This is a genomic window from Thioalkalivibrio sp. AKL9 (assembly GCF_000377825.1).
Lineage (GTDB): Bacteria > Pseudomonadota > Gammaproteobacteria > Ectothiorhodospirales > Ectothiorhodospiraceae > Thioalkalivibrio > Thioalkalivibrio versutus.
In genome coordinates this window covers 144,820-160,273 of record NZ_KB905108.1, presented here as the reverse complement: position 1 = coordinate 160,273, position 15,454 = coordinate 144,820, and the positions used below count along the sequence as shown (strand labels likewise).

General features: G+C 65.3%; 11 protein-coding genes, 1 tRNA gene and 1 other RNA gene. 12 read left to right on the top strand and 1 reads right to left on the bottom strand.

Going from position 1 to position 15,454, the window contains the following annotated elements:
• Positions 1-294 precede the first annotated feature (294 nt).
• Entirely contained in the window at positions 295-2,556 is a 2,262-nt protein-coding gene (gene parC, locus D573_RS0107555) for a DNA topoisomerase IV subunit A (RefSeq protein ID WP_018938381.1), read from the top strand.
• Between the two features lie 112 nt (positions 2,557-2,668).
• Positions 2,669-3,556 (top strand): protease HtpX, encoded by an 888-nt coding sequence (htpX, locus tag D573_RS0107550; RefSeq protein ID WP_018168105.1) that lies wholly within the window; start codon positions 2,669-2,671, stop codon positions 3,554-3,556.
• 85 nt (positions 3,557-3,641) lie between these two features.
• Here the strand turns inward: htpX and D573_RS0107545 are convergent, their stop codons facing one another.
• On the bottom strand, positions 3,642-4,325 hold the full coding sequence (locus D573_RS0107545; RefSeq protein WP_018938382.1) for an MBL fold metallo-hydrolase: 684 nt from the start codon (positions 4,323-4,325) through the stop codon (positions 3,642-3,644).
• 367 nt (positions 4,326-4,692) lie between these two features.
• On the opposite strand from D573_RS0107545, the gene D573_RS0107540 reads away from it, so the two are divergent.
• The 10 genes from D573_RS0107540 to D573_RS0107500 all read left to right on the top strand — a co-directional run bounded on the left by D573_RS0107540 (position 4,693) and on the right by D573_RS0107500 (position 15,394).
• Entirely contained in the window at positions 4,693-6,168 is a 1,476-nt protein-coding gene (locus D573_RS0107540; RefSeq protein ID WP_018938383.1) for an ATP-binding protein, read from the top strand.
• Positions 6,165-7,592, top strand: coding sequence for a sigma-54 dependent transcriptional regulator (locus D573_RS0107535; protein ID WP_018938384.1), 1,428 nt, complete (start codon positions 6,165-6,167; stop codon positions 7,590-7,592). Before D573_RS0107540 ends, D573_RS0107535 begins: the two co-directional genes overlap by 4 nt.
• A gap of 303 nt (positions 7,593-7,895) precedes the next feature.
• Positions 7,896-8,411 (top strand): DUF4168 domain-containing protein, encoded by a 516-nt coding sequence (locus D573_RS0107530; RefSeq protein WP_018168109.1) that lies wholly within the window; start codon positions 7,896-7,898, stop codon positions 8,409-8,411.
• Positions 8,412-8,650: 239 nt separating this feature from the next.
• The gene (gene rplM, locus D573_RS0107525; RefSeq protein WP_018144106.1) at positions 8,651-9,079 is read left to right on the top strand and encodes a 50S ribosomal protein L13; all 429 of its coding nucleotides are present in this window, start codon (positions 8,651-8,653) and stop codon (positions 9,077-9,079) included.
• Between the two features lie 31 nt (positions 9,080-9,110).
• Positions 9,111-9,503: a 30S ribosomal protein S9 gene (gene rpsI, locus D573_RS0107520; RefSeq protein ID WP_018144105.1), complete on the top strand. Its 393-nt coding sequence runs from the start codon at positions 9,111-9,113 to the stop codon at positions 9,501-9,503.
• Between the two features lie 40 nt (positions 9,504-9,543).
• Positions 9,544-9,617 (top strand) — tRNA-Gln (locus D573_RS0107515).
• A 36-nt stretch (positions 9,618-9,653) separates the two neighbouring features.
• A non-coding RNA gene (locus D573_RS14190) (RtT sRNA) lies at positions 9,654-9,789 on the top strand.
• A gap of 425 nt (positions 9,790-10,214) precedes the next feature.
• A complete protein-coding gene (locus tag D573_RS0107510; RefSeq protein WP_018144104.1) occupies positions 10,215-11,132 on the top strand; it encodes an MBL fold metallo-hydrolase in 918 nt (305 codons plus the stop codon).
• Between the two features lie 88 nt (positions 11,133-11,220).
• Positions 11,221-11,370, top strand: coding sequence for a DUF3096 domain-containing protein (locus D573_RS14185; RefSeq protein WP_018144103.1), 150 nt, complete (start codon positions 11,221-11,223; stop codon positions 11,368-11,370).
• Positions 11,371-11,551: 181 nt separating this feature from the next.
• Positions 11,552-15,394: a DUF3683 domain-containing protein gene (locus D573_RS0107500; RefSeq protein ID WP_018938385.1), complete on the top strand. Its 3,843-nt coding sequence runs from the start codon at positions 11,552-11,554 to the stop codon at positions 15,392-15,394.
• The last annotated feature ends 60 nt before the right edge of the window (positions 15,395-15,454 follow it).

The window sequence follows — 15,454 nt, the reverse complement described above, 5'->3', positions numbered from 1 at the left end:
CTGTGCGCGCGCAAAAGCGGCCGAGCCCCTGCTTGCAATAACTTGCGGGGTTGGCACCCCAGGTTCCCCGATCCTGCGTTGCGCCGCTTACAGGTAGAACCACTACCTGTTGCACGACACGCCTTGTCTCGGAAAACCTGGGGTACCAACGCGAACGCGTTCATTGATCAGTGTTTCCCTTGTCGATGATGCGTTTTCCGACTGCACCCGTGGAACGCCGGGCGCGTGCCCGCTACAGTACGCGGGCCCGACCCGGCGTAAAACCCCGGCCCATCCACGTCCGCGAGACCGTCGATGACCGATATCGAGACCCCCAGCCTGTTCGCCAACAGCGGCGAGCAGCTGCCGCTGAAGGACTTCACCGAGAAGGCGTACCTGGACTACTCCATGTACGTGATCCTGGACCGTGCGCTGCCGCATATCGGCGACGGCCTGAAGCCCGTACAGCGGCGGATCATCTACGCGATGAGCGAGCTGGGGCTCTCCGCCACCGCCAAGTACAAGAAGTCCGCGCGCACCGTGGGCGACGTGCTCGGCAAGTTCCACCCGCACGGGGACTCGGCGTGCTACGAGGCGATGGTGCTGATGGCGCAGCCGTTCTCCTATCGCTATCCGTTCGTCGACGGGCAGGGCAACTGGGGTTCGCCGGATGATCCCAAGTCCTTTGCGGCGATGCGCTACACCGAGTCGCGCCTGTCGCGTTATGCGCAGCTGCTGCTTTCCGAACTGGGTCAGGGCACGGTGGACTGGGTGCCCAACTTCGACGGTGCGCTGGACGAGCCGAAGATGCTCCCGGCGCGGCTGCCGAACGTGCTGCTCAATGGCGGTTCCGGGATCGCGGTGGGTATGGCGACGGACATCCCGCCGCACAACCTGCGCGAGGTGGCCGCTGCCTGCGTGCACCTGCTGGAGCACCCGAAGGCAACGGTCGAGGAGTTGTGCGCGATCCTCCCGGCGCCGGATTTCCCCACCGAGGCCGAGATCATCTCCCCGCCGGTCGAGTTGCGAAAGGTCTACGAGACCGGCCAGGGCTCGATCCGGGCCCGGGCGCGCTACGAGCGCGAGGGCGACGACATCGTGGTGACCGCGCTGCCGCACCAGGTCTCCGGCGCCAAGCTGCTGGAGCAGATCGCCGCCCAGATCCGCGCGAAGAAGCTGCCGATGGTCGAGGACCTGCGCGACGAGTCCGACCACGAGCATCCGACGCGCCTGGTGATTACCCCGCGCTCGAACCGGGTGGACGTCGAGGGCCTGATGGCGCATCTGTTCGCGACCACGGATCTCGAGAAGACCTACCGCGTGAACATGAACGTGATCGGCCTCGATGGCCGGCCGCGGGTGCGCGACCTGGCAGGGCTGCTCGGCGAGTGGCTGCAGTTCCGGATCGAGACGGTGCGCCGGCGCCTGCAATGGCGGCTGGAGAAGGTGCAGGCGCGGCTGCACGTGCTGGAAGGCCTGCTGATCGCCTATCTCAATATCGACGAGGTGATCGCGATCATCCGCGAATACGACCAGCCGAAGCCGGAACTGATGAGCCGCTTCGGCCTGAGCGACATCCAGGCTGAGGCGATCCTGGAGCTGAAACTGCGCCACTTGGCGAAGCTCGAGGAGATGAAGATCCGCGGCGAGCAGGACGAGCTCAGCCAGGAGCGCGACCAGCTGGAGAAGACGCTGGGCTCCGAGCGCCGCCTGCGCACCCTGGTCCGCCGCGAGATCGAGCAGGACGCGAAGGAGTATGGCGACGAGCGGCGCTCGCCGCTGGTCGAACGCGCGGCCGCGCAGGCGCTGGATGAATCGGCACTGGTGCCGACCGAGCCACTGACCATCGTGCTCTCGGAGAAGGGCTGGGCGCGGGCGGCCAAGGGCCACGATGTCGATCCCCGCGGGCTCAATTACAAGGCCGGGGATGCCTTCCAGGCGGCAGTCATCGGGCGCAGCAACCAGCCGGTGGCGTTCATCGACTCTACCGGTCGCACTTACACCATTGCGGCCCACACGCTGCCGTCGGCGCGTGGCCAGGGCGAGCCGCTTTCCGGCCGGGTGAACCCGCCGGAGGGGGCGCGTTTTGTGGGCCTGGCCACCGGGGCGGAGGAAGACCGCTGGCTGCTGGGCTCGGATCACGGCTACGGCTTCATTGCCAAGCTGGGTGACCTGCTCGGCCGGCAGAAGGCAGGCAAGAACGTGCTGAGCGTACCGGCTGGCGCGGCCGTGTTGCAGCCGGCGCCGGTGCGCAACCCGCACGAGGATCACATCGCGGTGGTTACGACCCGCGGCTATCTGCTGGTGTTTCCGGCCGCGGGGTTGCCGGAACTGGCGCGCGGCAAGGGCAACAAGCTGATCGGCATCCCGTCCGCGGCGCTCAAGGATGGCTCCGAGCGGGTGCTCGGGGTGGCTGTGCTGGCGCCGCAGGACACCCTGGTCGTGCATGCGGGCAAGCGCTTCAAGGCACTGGCCCCGGCGGAATGGGCCGAGTACGTTGGCGAGCGCGCGCGTCGTGGGCGTCAGCTCCCGCGCGGCTATCAGAACGCGGACAGCCTGGAGGTGCGCCCGACCTGAACCCGCGCGTACCTGTGTGGTCTGTGAACGCGGCGGTGCTTGAATTTGGCCGCTGCGCCCCGACTATCGGTTCATCCCGTCGAGCTTATTAATTGGAGTACAGGAAAGCTTCATGAAACGTATCGTGCTGTTTCTGGCGACCAACTTCGCCATCCTGATCGTCCTTAGCATTACTCTGCGCATCCTTGGGGTCGAGAGCATCCTGGACGACCAGGGGGTCAATCTCGACCTGACCGCGTTGCTGATCTTCGCCGCCGTGTTTGGCTTTGGTGGTTCGTTCATCTCGCTGGCCATCTCCAAGTGGATGGCGAAGAAGACGATGAAGGTCCACGTGATCGACAAGCCGCGCAACGCCACCGAGCAGTGGCTGCTGGAGACGGTCACCCGTCAGGCCCGCGAGGCCGGAATCGGGATGCCGGAGGTCGGTATCTACGACTCGCCGGACCCGAACGCCTTCGCCACCGGCATGAGCAAGAACAATGCCCTGGTCGCGGTCAGCACCGGGTTGATGCAGAACATGGGGCAGGGCGAGGTCGAGGCCGTGCTGGGGCACGAGGTGGGCCACGTGGCCAATGGCGACATGGTGACCCTGGCGCTGATCCAGGGGGTGGTCAATACCTTCGTGATCTTCCTGTCGCGCGTGATCGGTCACTTTGTCGATCGTGTGATCTTCAAGAACGAGTCCGGTCACGGGCCGGCATTCTGGATCACGGCCATCGTGGCCGAGATCGTCCTCGCGATCCTGGCCTCCATCATCGTGTTCTGGTTCTCGCGTCAGCGCGAGTTCCGCGCCGACGAGGCGGGGGCTCGTTTTGCCAGCCGCGAGAAGATGATCGGGGCGCTGGAGTCGCTGGCGCGTGCCTCCGGTCGCCCGGTGGACATGCCGGACCAGATGGCCGCCTTTGGCATTCGCGGCGGCATGGCCCAGGGGCTGAAGAAGCTGTTCATGAGCCACCCGCCGATCGAACAGCGCATCGCGGCGCTGCGCGCCAACGGCTGACCGCAACCCTTTATGCGTACCAGGAGAGGGCCGCCCTTCGGGGCGGCCTTTTTCGTTTGCAGTGCCGGGGCTGCGGCCGGTCGGATCAGTAGTAGCGACCGCGTCCGGGTTCGCTGCCGGGGGCGGCGATGACGTCGTCGCCGACGAAGGGGTTGCTACGGCGCTCTTCGCCGAAGGTGGACTCGGGGCCATGGCCGGGGACAAAGCGGGTGTCGTCGCCCAGTGGCCAGAGCTTGCCGGTGATGGAGTCCAGCAGCTCACGCCCGTTGCCGCGCGGAAAATCACTGCGGCCGATCGCGCCATGGAAAAGGACGTCACCGACCAGGGCGAGCCGGCCCTCCGGATCGTGGAAGACCACGTGGCCCGGGGTGTGGCCGGGACAGTGCAGGACGTGGAGCGTGGCTTGCCCGAGCTCGATGGTGTCGCCATCGTCCAGCCACTGATCGGGCACCAGTGGCTGGACCTCGGAGAAGCCGAAGATCTGCGCCTGCGCCGGGAGCTGATCCAGCCAGAAGGCATCGTCGCGGTGCGGGCCGATGATCGGCGCGCCGGTACGTTTGGCCAGTTCGGAGGCTGCGCCCGCGTGGTCCAGGTGGCCATGGGTCAGCAGGATCTTTTCCAGGTGGACGCCCTGATCCCGCGCGATCCGTTCCAGGGCCGCGGCATCCGCGCCGGGATCGACCCAGGCCGCGGCCCCGGTGATGTCGCACCAGATCAGGGTGGCGTTCTGGGCAAGCGGGGTGACGGGGTGGCTCAGATGGCGAAGCATGGCGCTGGATCCGTGAACGAATTCGAATTTTGAAGGCTGGCTGGGGCTGGATTGCGCGCCCCCGGGAATAGATCCCGCGAGCGTGCGTCTTACGGGGTATGCAGGTCTTCAAGGGTACGTGATATGGCGATGCGGTGAATTTGCGACCCCCTGCGCATCCACCGGTTGACAAGAATATCGTCATATTAGAAGATTCGCATACGCTAATCACTGTCCCCCCTGTCAGTGGTTAGTGGACTCCTCCATCCTCCTTTGGTGGTTTTCTTGGCGCGGGCTTCGACCCGCGCTTTTTTTTGCCTGCAATTCGCGTCATGCCGGCCGCCGTGTCTACCATGGTGGCCTTCGACGACGCTGTGAATCGCCCTTCATGACTCGACGCCTGAACAGTCTGCGCACCGCGGTGTTGTCGTTCGTGCTGCTGCCCCTGTTGCTGTTGATGGCCGCGGTGGTGGCGCTGGGCCTGCACGAATTTCAGACCCAGATGGAAAACCGGATGCAGGAGGATATCGAGCTGGTGGCGCGCTCGATCCGTCTGCCCGTGGCCGGTGCGATGCTGCAGGACGACGCGGCCGGCGTGCAGCAGTCACTGGACTCCCTGTTCCAGATCGAGGAGGTGTTCGGGGTCTATGTCTACGATGCCGACGGCCGGATGGTGGCGGCCAGTGGCCCGCCCAGCCCGACCCTGCAGCGCCGTGGCGAGGCGCAGGTCATCAGCGAAACCGGGAGTCTCGGGGCTTTCGGCGAACATCAGGGGCGCGAGACCTTTTCGTTCTTTCTTCCGTTGTCCGATCCGGCCGGTCGCATCGTGGGGCTGTTGCAGGTGACGCGCGACGTCACACCGTTCCGGGCCTTCGTCGCGCAGCTCCAGTGGCAGGGTGGGTTGCTGATGCTGGGGATTAGCGGGCTGTTTCTGCTGGTGGTGCTGTTCGGGTACCACCGGGCGGTGGGGCGGCATGTGTCTCGGTTGATGGCCGCGATGCGCGCGATTGGCGAAGGTCAGCGTGGAATGCGGGCGCCGGAACAGGGGCCGGCGGAGCTGCGCGGCCTGGCAGTCTCGATGAACCGCATGATGGAGCGTCGCGAGGCCTCCGAGGCCGAACTGGAGGCGCAACGCCTTGAGCAGGGACGGCTGGAGGAGAAGCTGCGGCACTCGGAGAAGCTGGCGGCGATCGGGCAGCTGGCGGCCGGCGTGGCACACGAACTGGGGACGCCGCTCGGGATTATCGCCGGTCGCGTGCAGCGCGCCATCCGGCACCTGCCGGAGGCGGATCCGGCGCGCACCGAGATGGAGGCGCTGAAGGCCGAGCTGGAGCGGGTGGAGACCATCGTGCGCCAGCTGCTGGACTTTGCCCGGCGCAATCCGTTGCAGGAACGCTCGCTGGATCTCGCGCAGCTGGTTGGAGATCTGGTCGAGCGTGTGCGCGAGCGGCATGCCTCCGGCGGGGTGGCATTCCGGCTCGAAGGCCCCGGGTTGACCATCGCCGCGGACCGCCTGCGCTTGGGACAGGCCCTGGAGAATCTGCTGGAGAATGCCGCGCAGGTCGCCGCCCGCGAGGTCCGGGTCCGCTGGCACGCCCAGTCCGACCGGGTCGAACTGGTGGTGGCGGACGACGGCCCCACGGCCGGGCGAGGGATAGACGATGAGCAAGCCGAACGCCTGTTCGAGCCCTTCTTTACCACCAAGCCCACCGGCGAGGGGACCGGGCTCGGGCTGGCGGTGGCGCAGGTGGCGCTGGAGGACCACGGGGGTACGGTGATGCTGGATCGCAGTGTCGCGGGGGAGACCCGTTTTGTCGTGCATCTGCCGGTGGCCGCTGGCGCCCAGGAGGATTCGCTTCGATGAGCAGCAAGGCACAAGTCCCCGCAACGCCCCCGGAGTCGGTCCTGGTCGTGGAGGACGATCGCGGGCATCGCGAGCTGCTGACCGAGGAGCTGACCGAGGCCGGCTACGCGGTTACGGCGGTTGCCAGTGCCGAGGATGCCGCGCGGGTGCTTGCGCAGCAGGCCTTCAGTCTGGTGGTGAGCGACCTGCGCCTGCCCGGCGCGGATGGCTTCCAGGTGCTCCAGGAGGCCCGCGCCCGGGTGCCGGCACCCGGGTTCATCATGCTCACGGGCTTCGGGACCATCGACCAGGCAGTGGCCGCGCTGAAGGCGGGGGCGGATGACTTCCTGACCAAGCCGGTGGATCTGGATCACCTGCGCCTGGCCGCCGACCGGGTGACCGAGGCGCGGCGTTTGAAGGACGAGGTGCGTCGCTATCGTGAGGTCCTTGCGCAGGCCGATGGCTTTCACGGCATGCAGGGCCGCAGTCCGGCCATGCTGCAGTTGTTCGACCTGATTCGGCGGATCGCGGCCGCCGACGGCAGTGTCCTGATCACCGGCGAGTCCGGGACCGGCAAGGAACTGGTGGCGCGCGCGCTCCATGCGGAAAGCGAGCGGGCCGGTGGTCCGTTCGTGGCGATTAACTGCGCGGGCATCCCCGAGGCCCTGCTGGAGTCGGAGTTGCTGGGGCACGTGGCCGGTGCGTTCAGCGGGGCCAAGGGGGCTCGGCGCGGCCTGTTTACCGAGGCCGACGGCGGCACCCTGTTCCTGGACGAGATTGCCGAGATGCCGGTGGCCATGCAGAGCAAGCTGTTGCGTCTTCTGCAGGATGGTCGCGTGCGTCCGGTGGGCGCCAACGAGGAGATCGCGACCGATGTGCGTATCGTGGCGGCCACGCATCAGGATCTGCAGGCACATATTGCCGACGGTCGTTTCCGTGAGGATCTCTACTATCGCCTGGAGACCTTTCGTATCGAGATCCCGCCGCTGCGCGAGCGTGGCGATGACATCGAACGCCTGGCCCTGCAGTTCCTGCGTCAGCAGGCCCTGGCCCGCGACCTGCCCGAGCGTCGCCTGAGCCCGGAGGCCCTGCGCGCGCTGGTGCGGTATCCGTTCCCGGGGAACGTCCGCGAACTCGCGAGTCTGATGGAGCGTGCCGCCACCCTGGCGGACGGCGAGGTCATCGAGACCCGTGATCTGCCGGAGCGCGTATTCGAGGCGCCCGCCGAGGATCCCGGCGGAACGACGGGCGACCGGGCGGAGGGGGCGACGCCGGTACCGGGGATGGGCGACGACGGCCAGTGGCCGACCCTGGAGGAGCGCGAGCGCGACTACATTCGTCGGGTGCTGGAGCATGTGGACGGCAACAAGCAACGCGCTGCGCGGATCCTCGGCATCGGCCGCAAGACGCTGTACCGCAAACTCGGGGAATCCGACCCATCGTGACATCCTGACCCGGGTCGACCTGACCCATGTGTCATTCTGACCCGGTTTACCGTTGGGGCGTTCCCCGGCCCTTTCGGGATGATGAGAGCATAAGTCGCTGTTTCAAAGTGTTTTGTTTGTCTTTTTCCAATCTTGGCACGATGCCTGCTCCTCCTGGGACAGCAATCGAGGAATCGGAACCGCAGTGATGGACCATTCCTCCTCACACGGTTGCAACGAAATCGGGCGGGCGGACGATCGACCTTGAGTCGTCGCCGGCTTCGCCCCGAGATCCGAACGATCCAAAGGAAAAGGAGCAACATGATGAATATGCGCAAGACGATGCTCGCGATGGCCCTGACCTCCCTGTTTGCCGTGGGTGGAGCCGCCTCTGCCCAGTACGGCGGTGCCGAAGGTGGTGCCGGTGGGGGCGACATGGGCGGTGCCCAGGGCGGCCAGCCGCCGGCCCAGGAAGGCGGTGCCGGTGGCGGTGCTCAGGGCGGCCAGCCGCCTCAGGGTGGTGCCCAGGGTGGCGCGGCCCAGGGCGGTGCCCCGATGCAGGAAGCCCCCGAGGTGGATCTGAGCGAAGAAGACATCGACACTTTCGTAACCGCCTTCGTTGCGGTGCAGGAAGTGCGCGAAGACTTCGCCGACCGCCTGCAGAGTGCCGAGGACGAAACCGAGGCCCAGTCCATGCAGCAGGAAGCACAGGACGAAATGGTCAACGCGGTTGAAGACTCGGGCATGAGCGTCGAGGAATACAACGAAGTGGCCATGGCCCTGCAGAACGACCCCGAGTTGATGCAGGAAGTCCAGGAGCGCGCTGAAGCCCAGCTGTAACGGGCAGCGCAAAACCGCCCCGGGCATTGCGCCCGGGGGGTTGCAGGGGCCGGCCTTCGGGTCGGCCCCTTGTTTGTGTCCGGGGCATGCACGCGAATGTTCTGCACATTGATCCGTGATTCCCCCGAGGGCGGACGCCTTCGCGTCTCGGGAATTGTCCCTGTAGCTTGAATTGGGCAGAGGGAAGCGTTATTCTTGCGCGCTTTCTGAATCGCCCCGACCTCGGAGCATCGAACATCATGAGTACCATTAGCGCCAAGCCGGCCGAAGTCGAACGCGACTGGTTTCTCGTCGACGCCGACGGCAAGACCCTCGGTCGACTCGCCACGGAAATCGCACATCGCCTGCGCGGGAAGCACAAGCCCGTGTACACGCCGCATGTCGATACCGGCGACTACATCGTCGTGATCAACGCGGAGAAGATCCGCGTCTCCGGCAACAAGGCCATGGACAAGAAGTACTTCCACCATTCCGGTTACCCGGGTGGCATCAAGGAAGCCAACTTCACCCAGATGATCGAGCGTCATCCGGAGAAGGTGCTGGAGCTTGCCGTCAAAGGCATGCTGCCGCGCAACCCGCTTGGCCGGGCCATGTTCAAGAAGCTCAAGGTCTACGCCGGTACCGAACACCGGCACACGGCCCAGCAGCCGCAGCCGCTCGAAGTCTGAGCCGCCAGAATCAGCAAGGGAATCGATCCGAATGGCTATCAATCAGTATTACGGCACCGGCCGCCGCAAGACCGCCTCGGCGCGCGTCTTCCTGCGTCCCGGCACGGGCAACATCACGGTTAACGAGAAGCCGCTGGACGACTTCTTCGGCCGCAAGACCTCGCGCATGGTGGTACGCCAGCCGCTGGAGGCGACCGAGTCGACCGGCAACTTCGACGTGATCGCGACCGTTGAAGGCGGTGGCGGCAACGGCCAGGCCGGCGCGATCCGTCTGGGCATTGCCCGCGCCCTGGTGCAGTACAACGAAGACATGCGCCCGTCGCTGCGTCGTGGTGGTCACCTGACCCGCGATGCCCGCGAGGTGGAGCGCAAGAAGATCGGCCTGCGCAAGGCCCGTCGTGCAACCCAGTACTCGAAGCGCTAAAATTCGCGTCGAGTTTCGGGCTGCACCCGACCCGGTTTACTGGGGGATCGTCTAGCGGTAGGACTGCGGACTCTGACTCCGCCAACCCAGGTTCGAATCCTGGTCCCCCAGCCATTCATGGAAGAAGGCCCCCTTGTGGGGCCTTTTTTCATGAATGGCTGGAAGATTTCAGGATGAGAACCTGCAAGGTTCGACGGTGAGGCGTAGCCGAGCCGAACAGCGCCGTATGCGGCGCTGGCCCGAAGGGCGAGGCGCATAGCGCCGAGTAATCCTGGTCCCCCAGCCAAACATAGAGAAGGGCCCCCTCGTGGGGCCCTTCTCTATGTTTGTTTGAGCGTGTCCAGGGTTCGAACCTGGAAGGTTCGGCGAAGCGCGGCGAACCACTGCGCGCGCGCAGCGTGTGCAGCCCCGAAGGGGTGAGGCGGCGCAGCCGCCGAATCATCCTGGTCCTCCAGCCATGGCAACGATTCGGGCCAGAACGTTTCGGCACCGCCCCGCTGATTTGTGGACGCCGACCTTGGCGACCGGTCCCCGGTAGCCACAAACGCCCGGACCCCGGCATCCCGTCAACCCCGCTCCCGACTCCGCTACAATCCCTCGACAGTGATCGGGAAATGCAGGGAATTCTCCCGCCCTTTTTCCGTCCAATTCCGCAGAACCCGGCCGCACTGGGTCGGATCGATCAAAATGCCAGAGAAGAGAGGATTGACCATGTCGGTACCCGAGAATCCCTACGAGCCGGTCAGCGTGGATGTGACAGCCCACGAGGTCGAAGGTCTGGACACCTGGTACATGATCGGGATCTCCGGTATTCCGGATCCCGACAACGAGGGGCATACCTCGAATGCGGGGTTCGTCGTGACCGACGAGGGCGTGGTGGTATATGACGCCCTGGGGACGCCGCCACTTGGCTTCGAGATGATTCGCCGGATCCGCGAGGTGACCGACCAGCCGATCAAGTACGTGATTGCCGGTCATTATCACGCGGATCACATCTATGGCCTGCAGGCGTTCGCGGACCACACCGATGCCAAGATCATCGGGCAGGCGCGCGCGCGAGACTATCTGGGAGGCGCCGGTGCGGTGGCGCGGCTCGAGCAGCGCCGGGGCGTGCTGGCCCCGTGGGTGGACGAGGACACCCAGATCATCCCGCCGGATGAATTCTTCGAGGACGAGTACACCATCCGTCTCGGCGGGAAGACCTTCCGGTGCGTGCACGCGGGGCCCGCACACTCGCCGGACGACATCATCATGGTGGTGGAGGAGACCGGCGTGGTGTTCGCCGGCGACATCGTGTTCGATGGCCGGATTCCGTTTCTGGGCGACGATGCGCTGGATTCGGAGAACTGGGTCAAGCGCCTGGAAGAGCTGATGGAGATGGACCTGAAGTTCCTGATTCCGGGGCATGGCGAGGCGACCGATCAGGCGGCCCGGGCGGTCAGGTTCACCCGCGACTACCTGGTGAAGTTGCGCGAGCACATGGCCGTGGCGGTCGAGAACATGGATTCCTTCGACGAGGCCTACTCCGCGATGGACTGGAGTGACTACGAAGACCTGCCGGCCTTCGAACAGACCAACCGCAGCAACGCCAACGCGGTCTATCTGGAGATGGAAGAGAAGCTCTTTTGAGCTCGGCCCCAGGGGAAGCCCGGTCGGTGCGTCCGTTGCGGATCCTTGATGTATCCCTGAATCCCACAAGCGAAAGGAATGATCGCCAATGACGCTGAATATTGAACCGGGCCTGCTCATGGCCATCCTGTCCCTGGTCGCGGGCATCCTGATCCTGATCCGGCCCCGCCTGCTGAACTACATCGTCGCGATCTATCTGATTGTTATCGGGGTGCTGGGTCTGCTGGCGTATTTCTAGGGAGATGCTCATGGGGCGCCAGCGCGAATGCGTGAATCGATCAGCGCCGCCCTGGCGACGTAAAGGTCCCCGTCACCGATAGTTTGGTGCCCAAAAGCATGGACCAACAGTGCGACTTCGTGCGCAGGGCGTGCGGACCCGTTACTCTTTGGCCACATTCTGATCGGGGGGCTACGCCTCAATGACCGCCGAACGCGTCCGAGAAATACCCTATAACTACACCTCATTCTCCGACCGCGAAATCGTTATCCGTTTCCTGGGTTCCGATACCTGGGACCTCCTCAACGAGTTGCGTGGGGAGCGTCGGACGGGTGTGTCTGCGCGCATGCTGTTCGAGGTCCTGGGCGACATGTGGGTGGTCACCCGAAACCCGTACATCCAGGATGATCTGCTGGAGGACAAGAAGCGCCGCAAGGCGCTGATTGATGCCATGCAGCATCGTCTGGGCCAGATCACGGCCCGGGCCGACGGCAACGAGAAGGCGCTCAAGCTGGGCCAGCGCGCGCAGGCGGCAGTGTCTGCCTTTGCGCAGGAGTTCACCGATACCGCCGCGCTGCGCGATCAGGTGCGCAAGCGCATGAAGGCCCTGACGCACAAGGACAACATCCAGTTCGGCGGCCTGGCGCGGGTCTCCCACGTGACCGATGCGACCGACTGGCGTGTGGAGCTCCCGTTCGTGGTGCTCACCCCGGATTCCGAGGAAGAGATGGGCCCGCTGGTCGCGGCCTGCATCGAGCTCGGCCTGACGGTGATCCCGCGTGGCGGTGGCACCGGCTACACCGGTAGTGCCGTCCCGCTGTCCAAGCGCTCGGCGGTCATCAACACCGAGAAGCTGGAAGGTCTGGGCGAGGTCGAGCGCCGACCCCTGCCGGGCGTGGAGCGTGACGTCCCGGTGGTGCGCGTGGAGGCCGGTGTGGTCACCAAGCGCGTCTCCGAGCTGGCCGATCGCAACGGTCTGGTGTTCGCGGTGGATCCGACCTCGCAGGACGCCTCCACCATCGGCGGCAACGTCGCGATGAACGCCGGCGGCAAGAAGGCCGTGCTGTGGGGTACCGCGCTGGACAACCTGGCCGCCTGGACCATGGTGACCCCCGAGGCGGAGTGGATGTATGTCGAGCGCCTCGACCACAACCTCGGCAAGATTCACGACGCCGAGGTCGTGCGCTTCCGTGTGAGCCGCTATCAGCCGGACGGCAAGACCCCGAAGGGCGAGCCCGAGATCCTGGAGATGCCGGGACAGAGCTTCCGCAAGCTGGGGCTGGGCAAGGACGTGACCGACAAGACCCTGATGGGCGTGCCGGGTATCCAGAAGGAAGGCTGCGACGGTCTGATTACGTCGGCCGAGTTCATCCTGCACCGAATGCCGGACAACATCCGCACCGTGTGTCTGGAGTTCTACGGGACCGATCTGCACCAGGCCGTGCCGGCGATCGTCGAGATCAAGGATGCGGTGGACGCCGAGGACGAAGTCCTGCTGGCGGGCCTGGAGCATCTCGACGAGCGCTACGTGCGCGCGGTGAAGTACACCCCGAAGGGCGCCCGTGGTGACCTGCCGAAGATGGTCCTGGTCGCCGACATTGTCTCCGACAACGAGGATGCCCTGGGCAAGCTGGCCGCCAGGATGGTGCGTGCGGCGAACGCCCGCAATGGCGAGGGTTTCGTTGCGGTCAGCCCCGAGGCGCGCAAGCGCTTCTGGGCGGATCGCGCCCGCACCGCGGCGATTGCTCACCACACCAACGCGTTCAAGATCAACGAGGACGTGGTGATCCCGCTGGAGCGCCTGGCGGAGTACACCGAGGGGATCGAGACCCTGAACGTGCGCGAGTCGCTGACGAACAAGCTCCGGATGGTCGACGAGATGCAGGAGTGCATGCGCGGTGACCATCCGGAGCTGCGCGAGTTGCTGGACGACACCGGTGGCGAGGGCCAGCAGTGGTTCGAGGCCAAGCGCGAGCGTGCGGTGGAGGTCCTGGAGACGGTGAAGAAGCGCTGGGAGGCAATCTCGGACAACTTCTTCACCCAGGCCTCGGAATGTGACGAGCTGCTGGACGAGCCCGCTCGTGCGGACTTGCGCGACCATGACAAGCTGATCAATGTGCTGCTGCGGCGCAGCCTGCGCATCTCCTACCGCGCCGAGGTCGAGCGCCCGCTGTTCGAGATCTTTGGCGGGCACCAGCTGGAGCCGGTGCGCAAGCGGCTGACCGCGATCCACGACCGGGTACTGACCAGCCGCCTGTTTATCGCCCTGCACATGCACGCGGGCGATGGCAACGTGCACACCAACATCCCGGTCAATTCCAATGACTACCAGATGATGCACCAGGCCGAGCGCCTGGTGGATGAAGTGATGCGCCTGGCACGCGAGCTCAATGGGGTGATCTCCGGCGAGCACGGGATCGGGCTGACCAAGATGCAGTATCTCGAGCCCGAACGCATCGAGTCGTTCGCGAAGTACAAGAAGGACGTCGACCCGAATGGCGTGTTCAACGCCGGCAAGCTGCTGGTGGGCTCCGGGTTGTCCAATGCCTATACGCCGTCGCTGCGCCTGGTCAAGCAGGAGGCGTTGATCCTTGAACAAAGCGAGCTGGGCGATCTCAACGACGAGATCAAGGACTGCCTGCGTTGCGGCAAGTGCAAGCCGGTGTGCAACACGCACGTCCCGCGCGCCAATCTGCTGTACTCGCCGCGCAACAAGATCCTGGCGACCGGGTTGATTGTCGAGGCGTTCCTCTACGAGGAGCAGACCCGGCGCGGGCTGTCGCTGAATCACTTCGAGGAGATGAACGACGTCGCGGATCACTGCACGATCTGCCACAAGTGCCTGAATCCGTGCCCGGTCGACATCGACTTTGGCGACGTGACCATGCACATGCGTTCGATCCTGAACAAGAAGGGCAAGCGCAAGGCGACGCCGGCGACGATGATGTCCATGGCCTTCCTCAACGCGAAGGACCCGGCCACCATCAAGGGTATCCGCAAGGGTGCGATCCAGATGGGCTATGCCGCCCAGCGCCTGGGGCATTTCGCATTCAAGAAGCTGAACCTGACCGGGGAGGGCAAGACCCCGCGCTCGACCACCGGCAAGGCACCGATGCATGAGCAGGTCGTGCACTTCGTGAAAAAGCCGATGCCCGCCGGGCTGCCGAGCCAGACCACCCGCCAGATGCTGGGGCTGGAGGATTCGCGCTACGTGCCGATCCTGCGCGACCCGGTGAAGACCGATCTGGATTCGGATGCGGTGTTCTACTTCCCTGGTTGCGGTTCCGAGCGCCTGTTCAGTCAGGTGGGCCTGGCTACGCTCGCCATGCTCTACGACGTCGGCGCGCAGACCGTGCTGCCGCCGGGCTACCTGTGCTGCGGGTACCCGCAGAATGCCGGTGGCGATTTCGAGAAGGGCCAGCAGATCAGTACCGAGAACCGGGTACTGTTCCATCGCCTCGCGACCACGCTCAACTACCTCGACATCAAGACCGTGGTGGTGTCCTGTGGCACCTGCATGGATCAGCTCCTGAAATACGAGTTCGAGCGGATCTTCCCGGGTTGCCGGTTGTTGGACATCCACGAGTACCTGATGGAGAAGGGCGTCCATCTCGAGGGGCTCGAGGGCGTGCAGTACATGTACCACGATCCCTGCCATTCGCCGATGAAGTCGCACAAGCCGACCGACGTCGCGGCCAAGCTGCTGGGTCAGGAGGTCCTGCAGTCCGACCGTTGCTGTGGCGAGGCCGGGACCTTCGCGATCAGCCGTCCGGATATCGCCACCCAGGTGCGCTTCCGCAAGCAGGAAGAGCTGCACAAGGGCATCAAGGAGCTGACCGGAGAGGAGAAGGCGAAGGACGGCAACGTGAAGATGCTGACCTCCTGCCCGGCCTGCCAGCAGGGCCTGGAGCGCTATCGCGAGGACACCGGGATGGATACCGACTACATCGTGGTGGAGATGGCCAACCGTCTGATGGGCGATGGCTGGCAGAAGGCCTTCATCGAACGGGCCCGCGAGGGCGGGATCGAGAAGGTCCTGCTGTAGGGCTTGGAGCCGGCACAAGCGGGTGCTGCACATGGCCCGCCCGGGTTGGCTACAATCGGG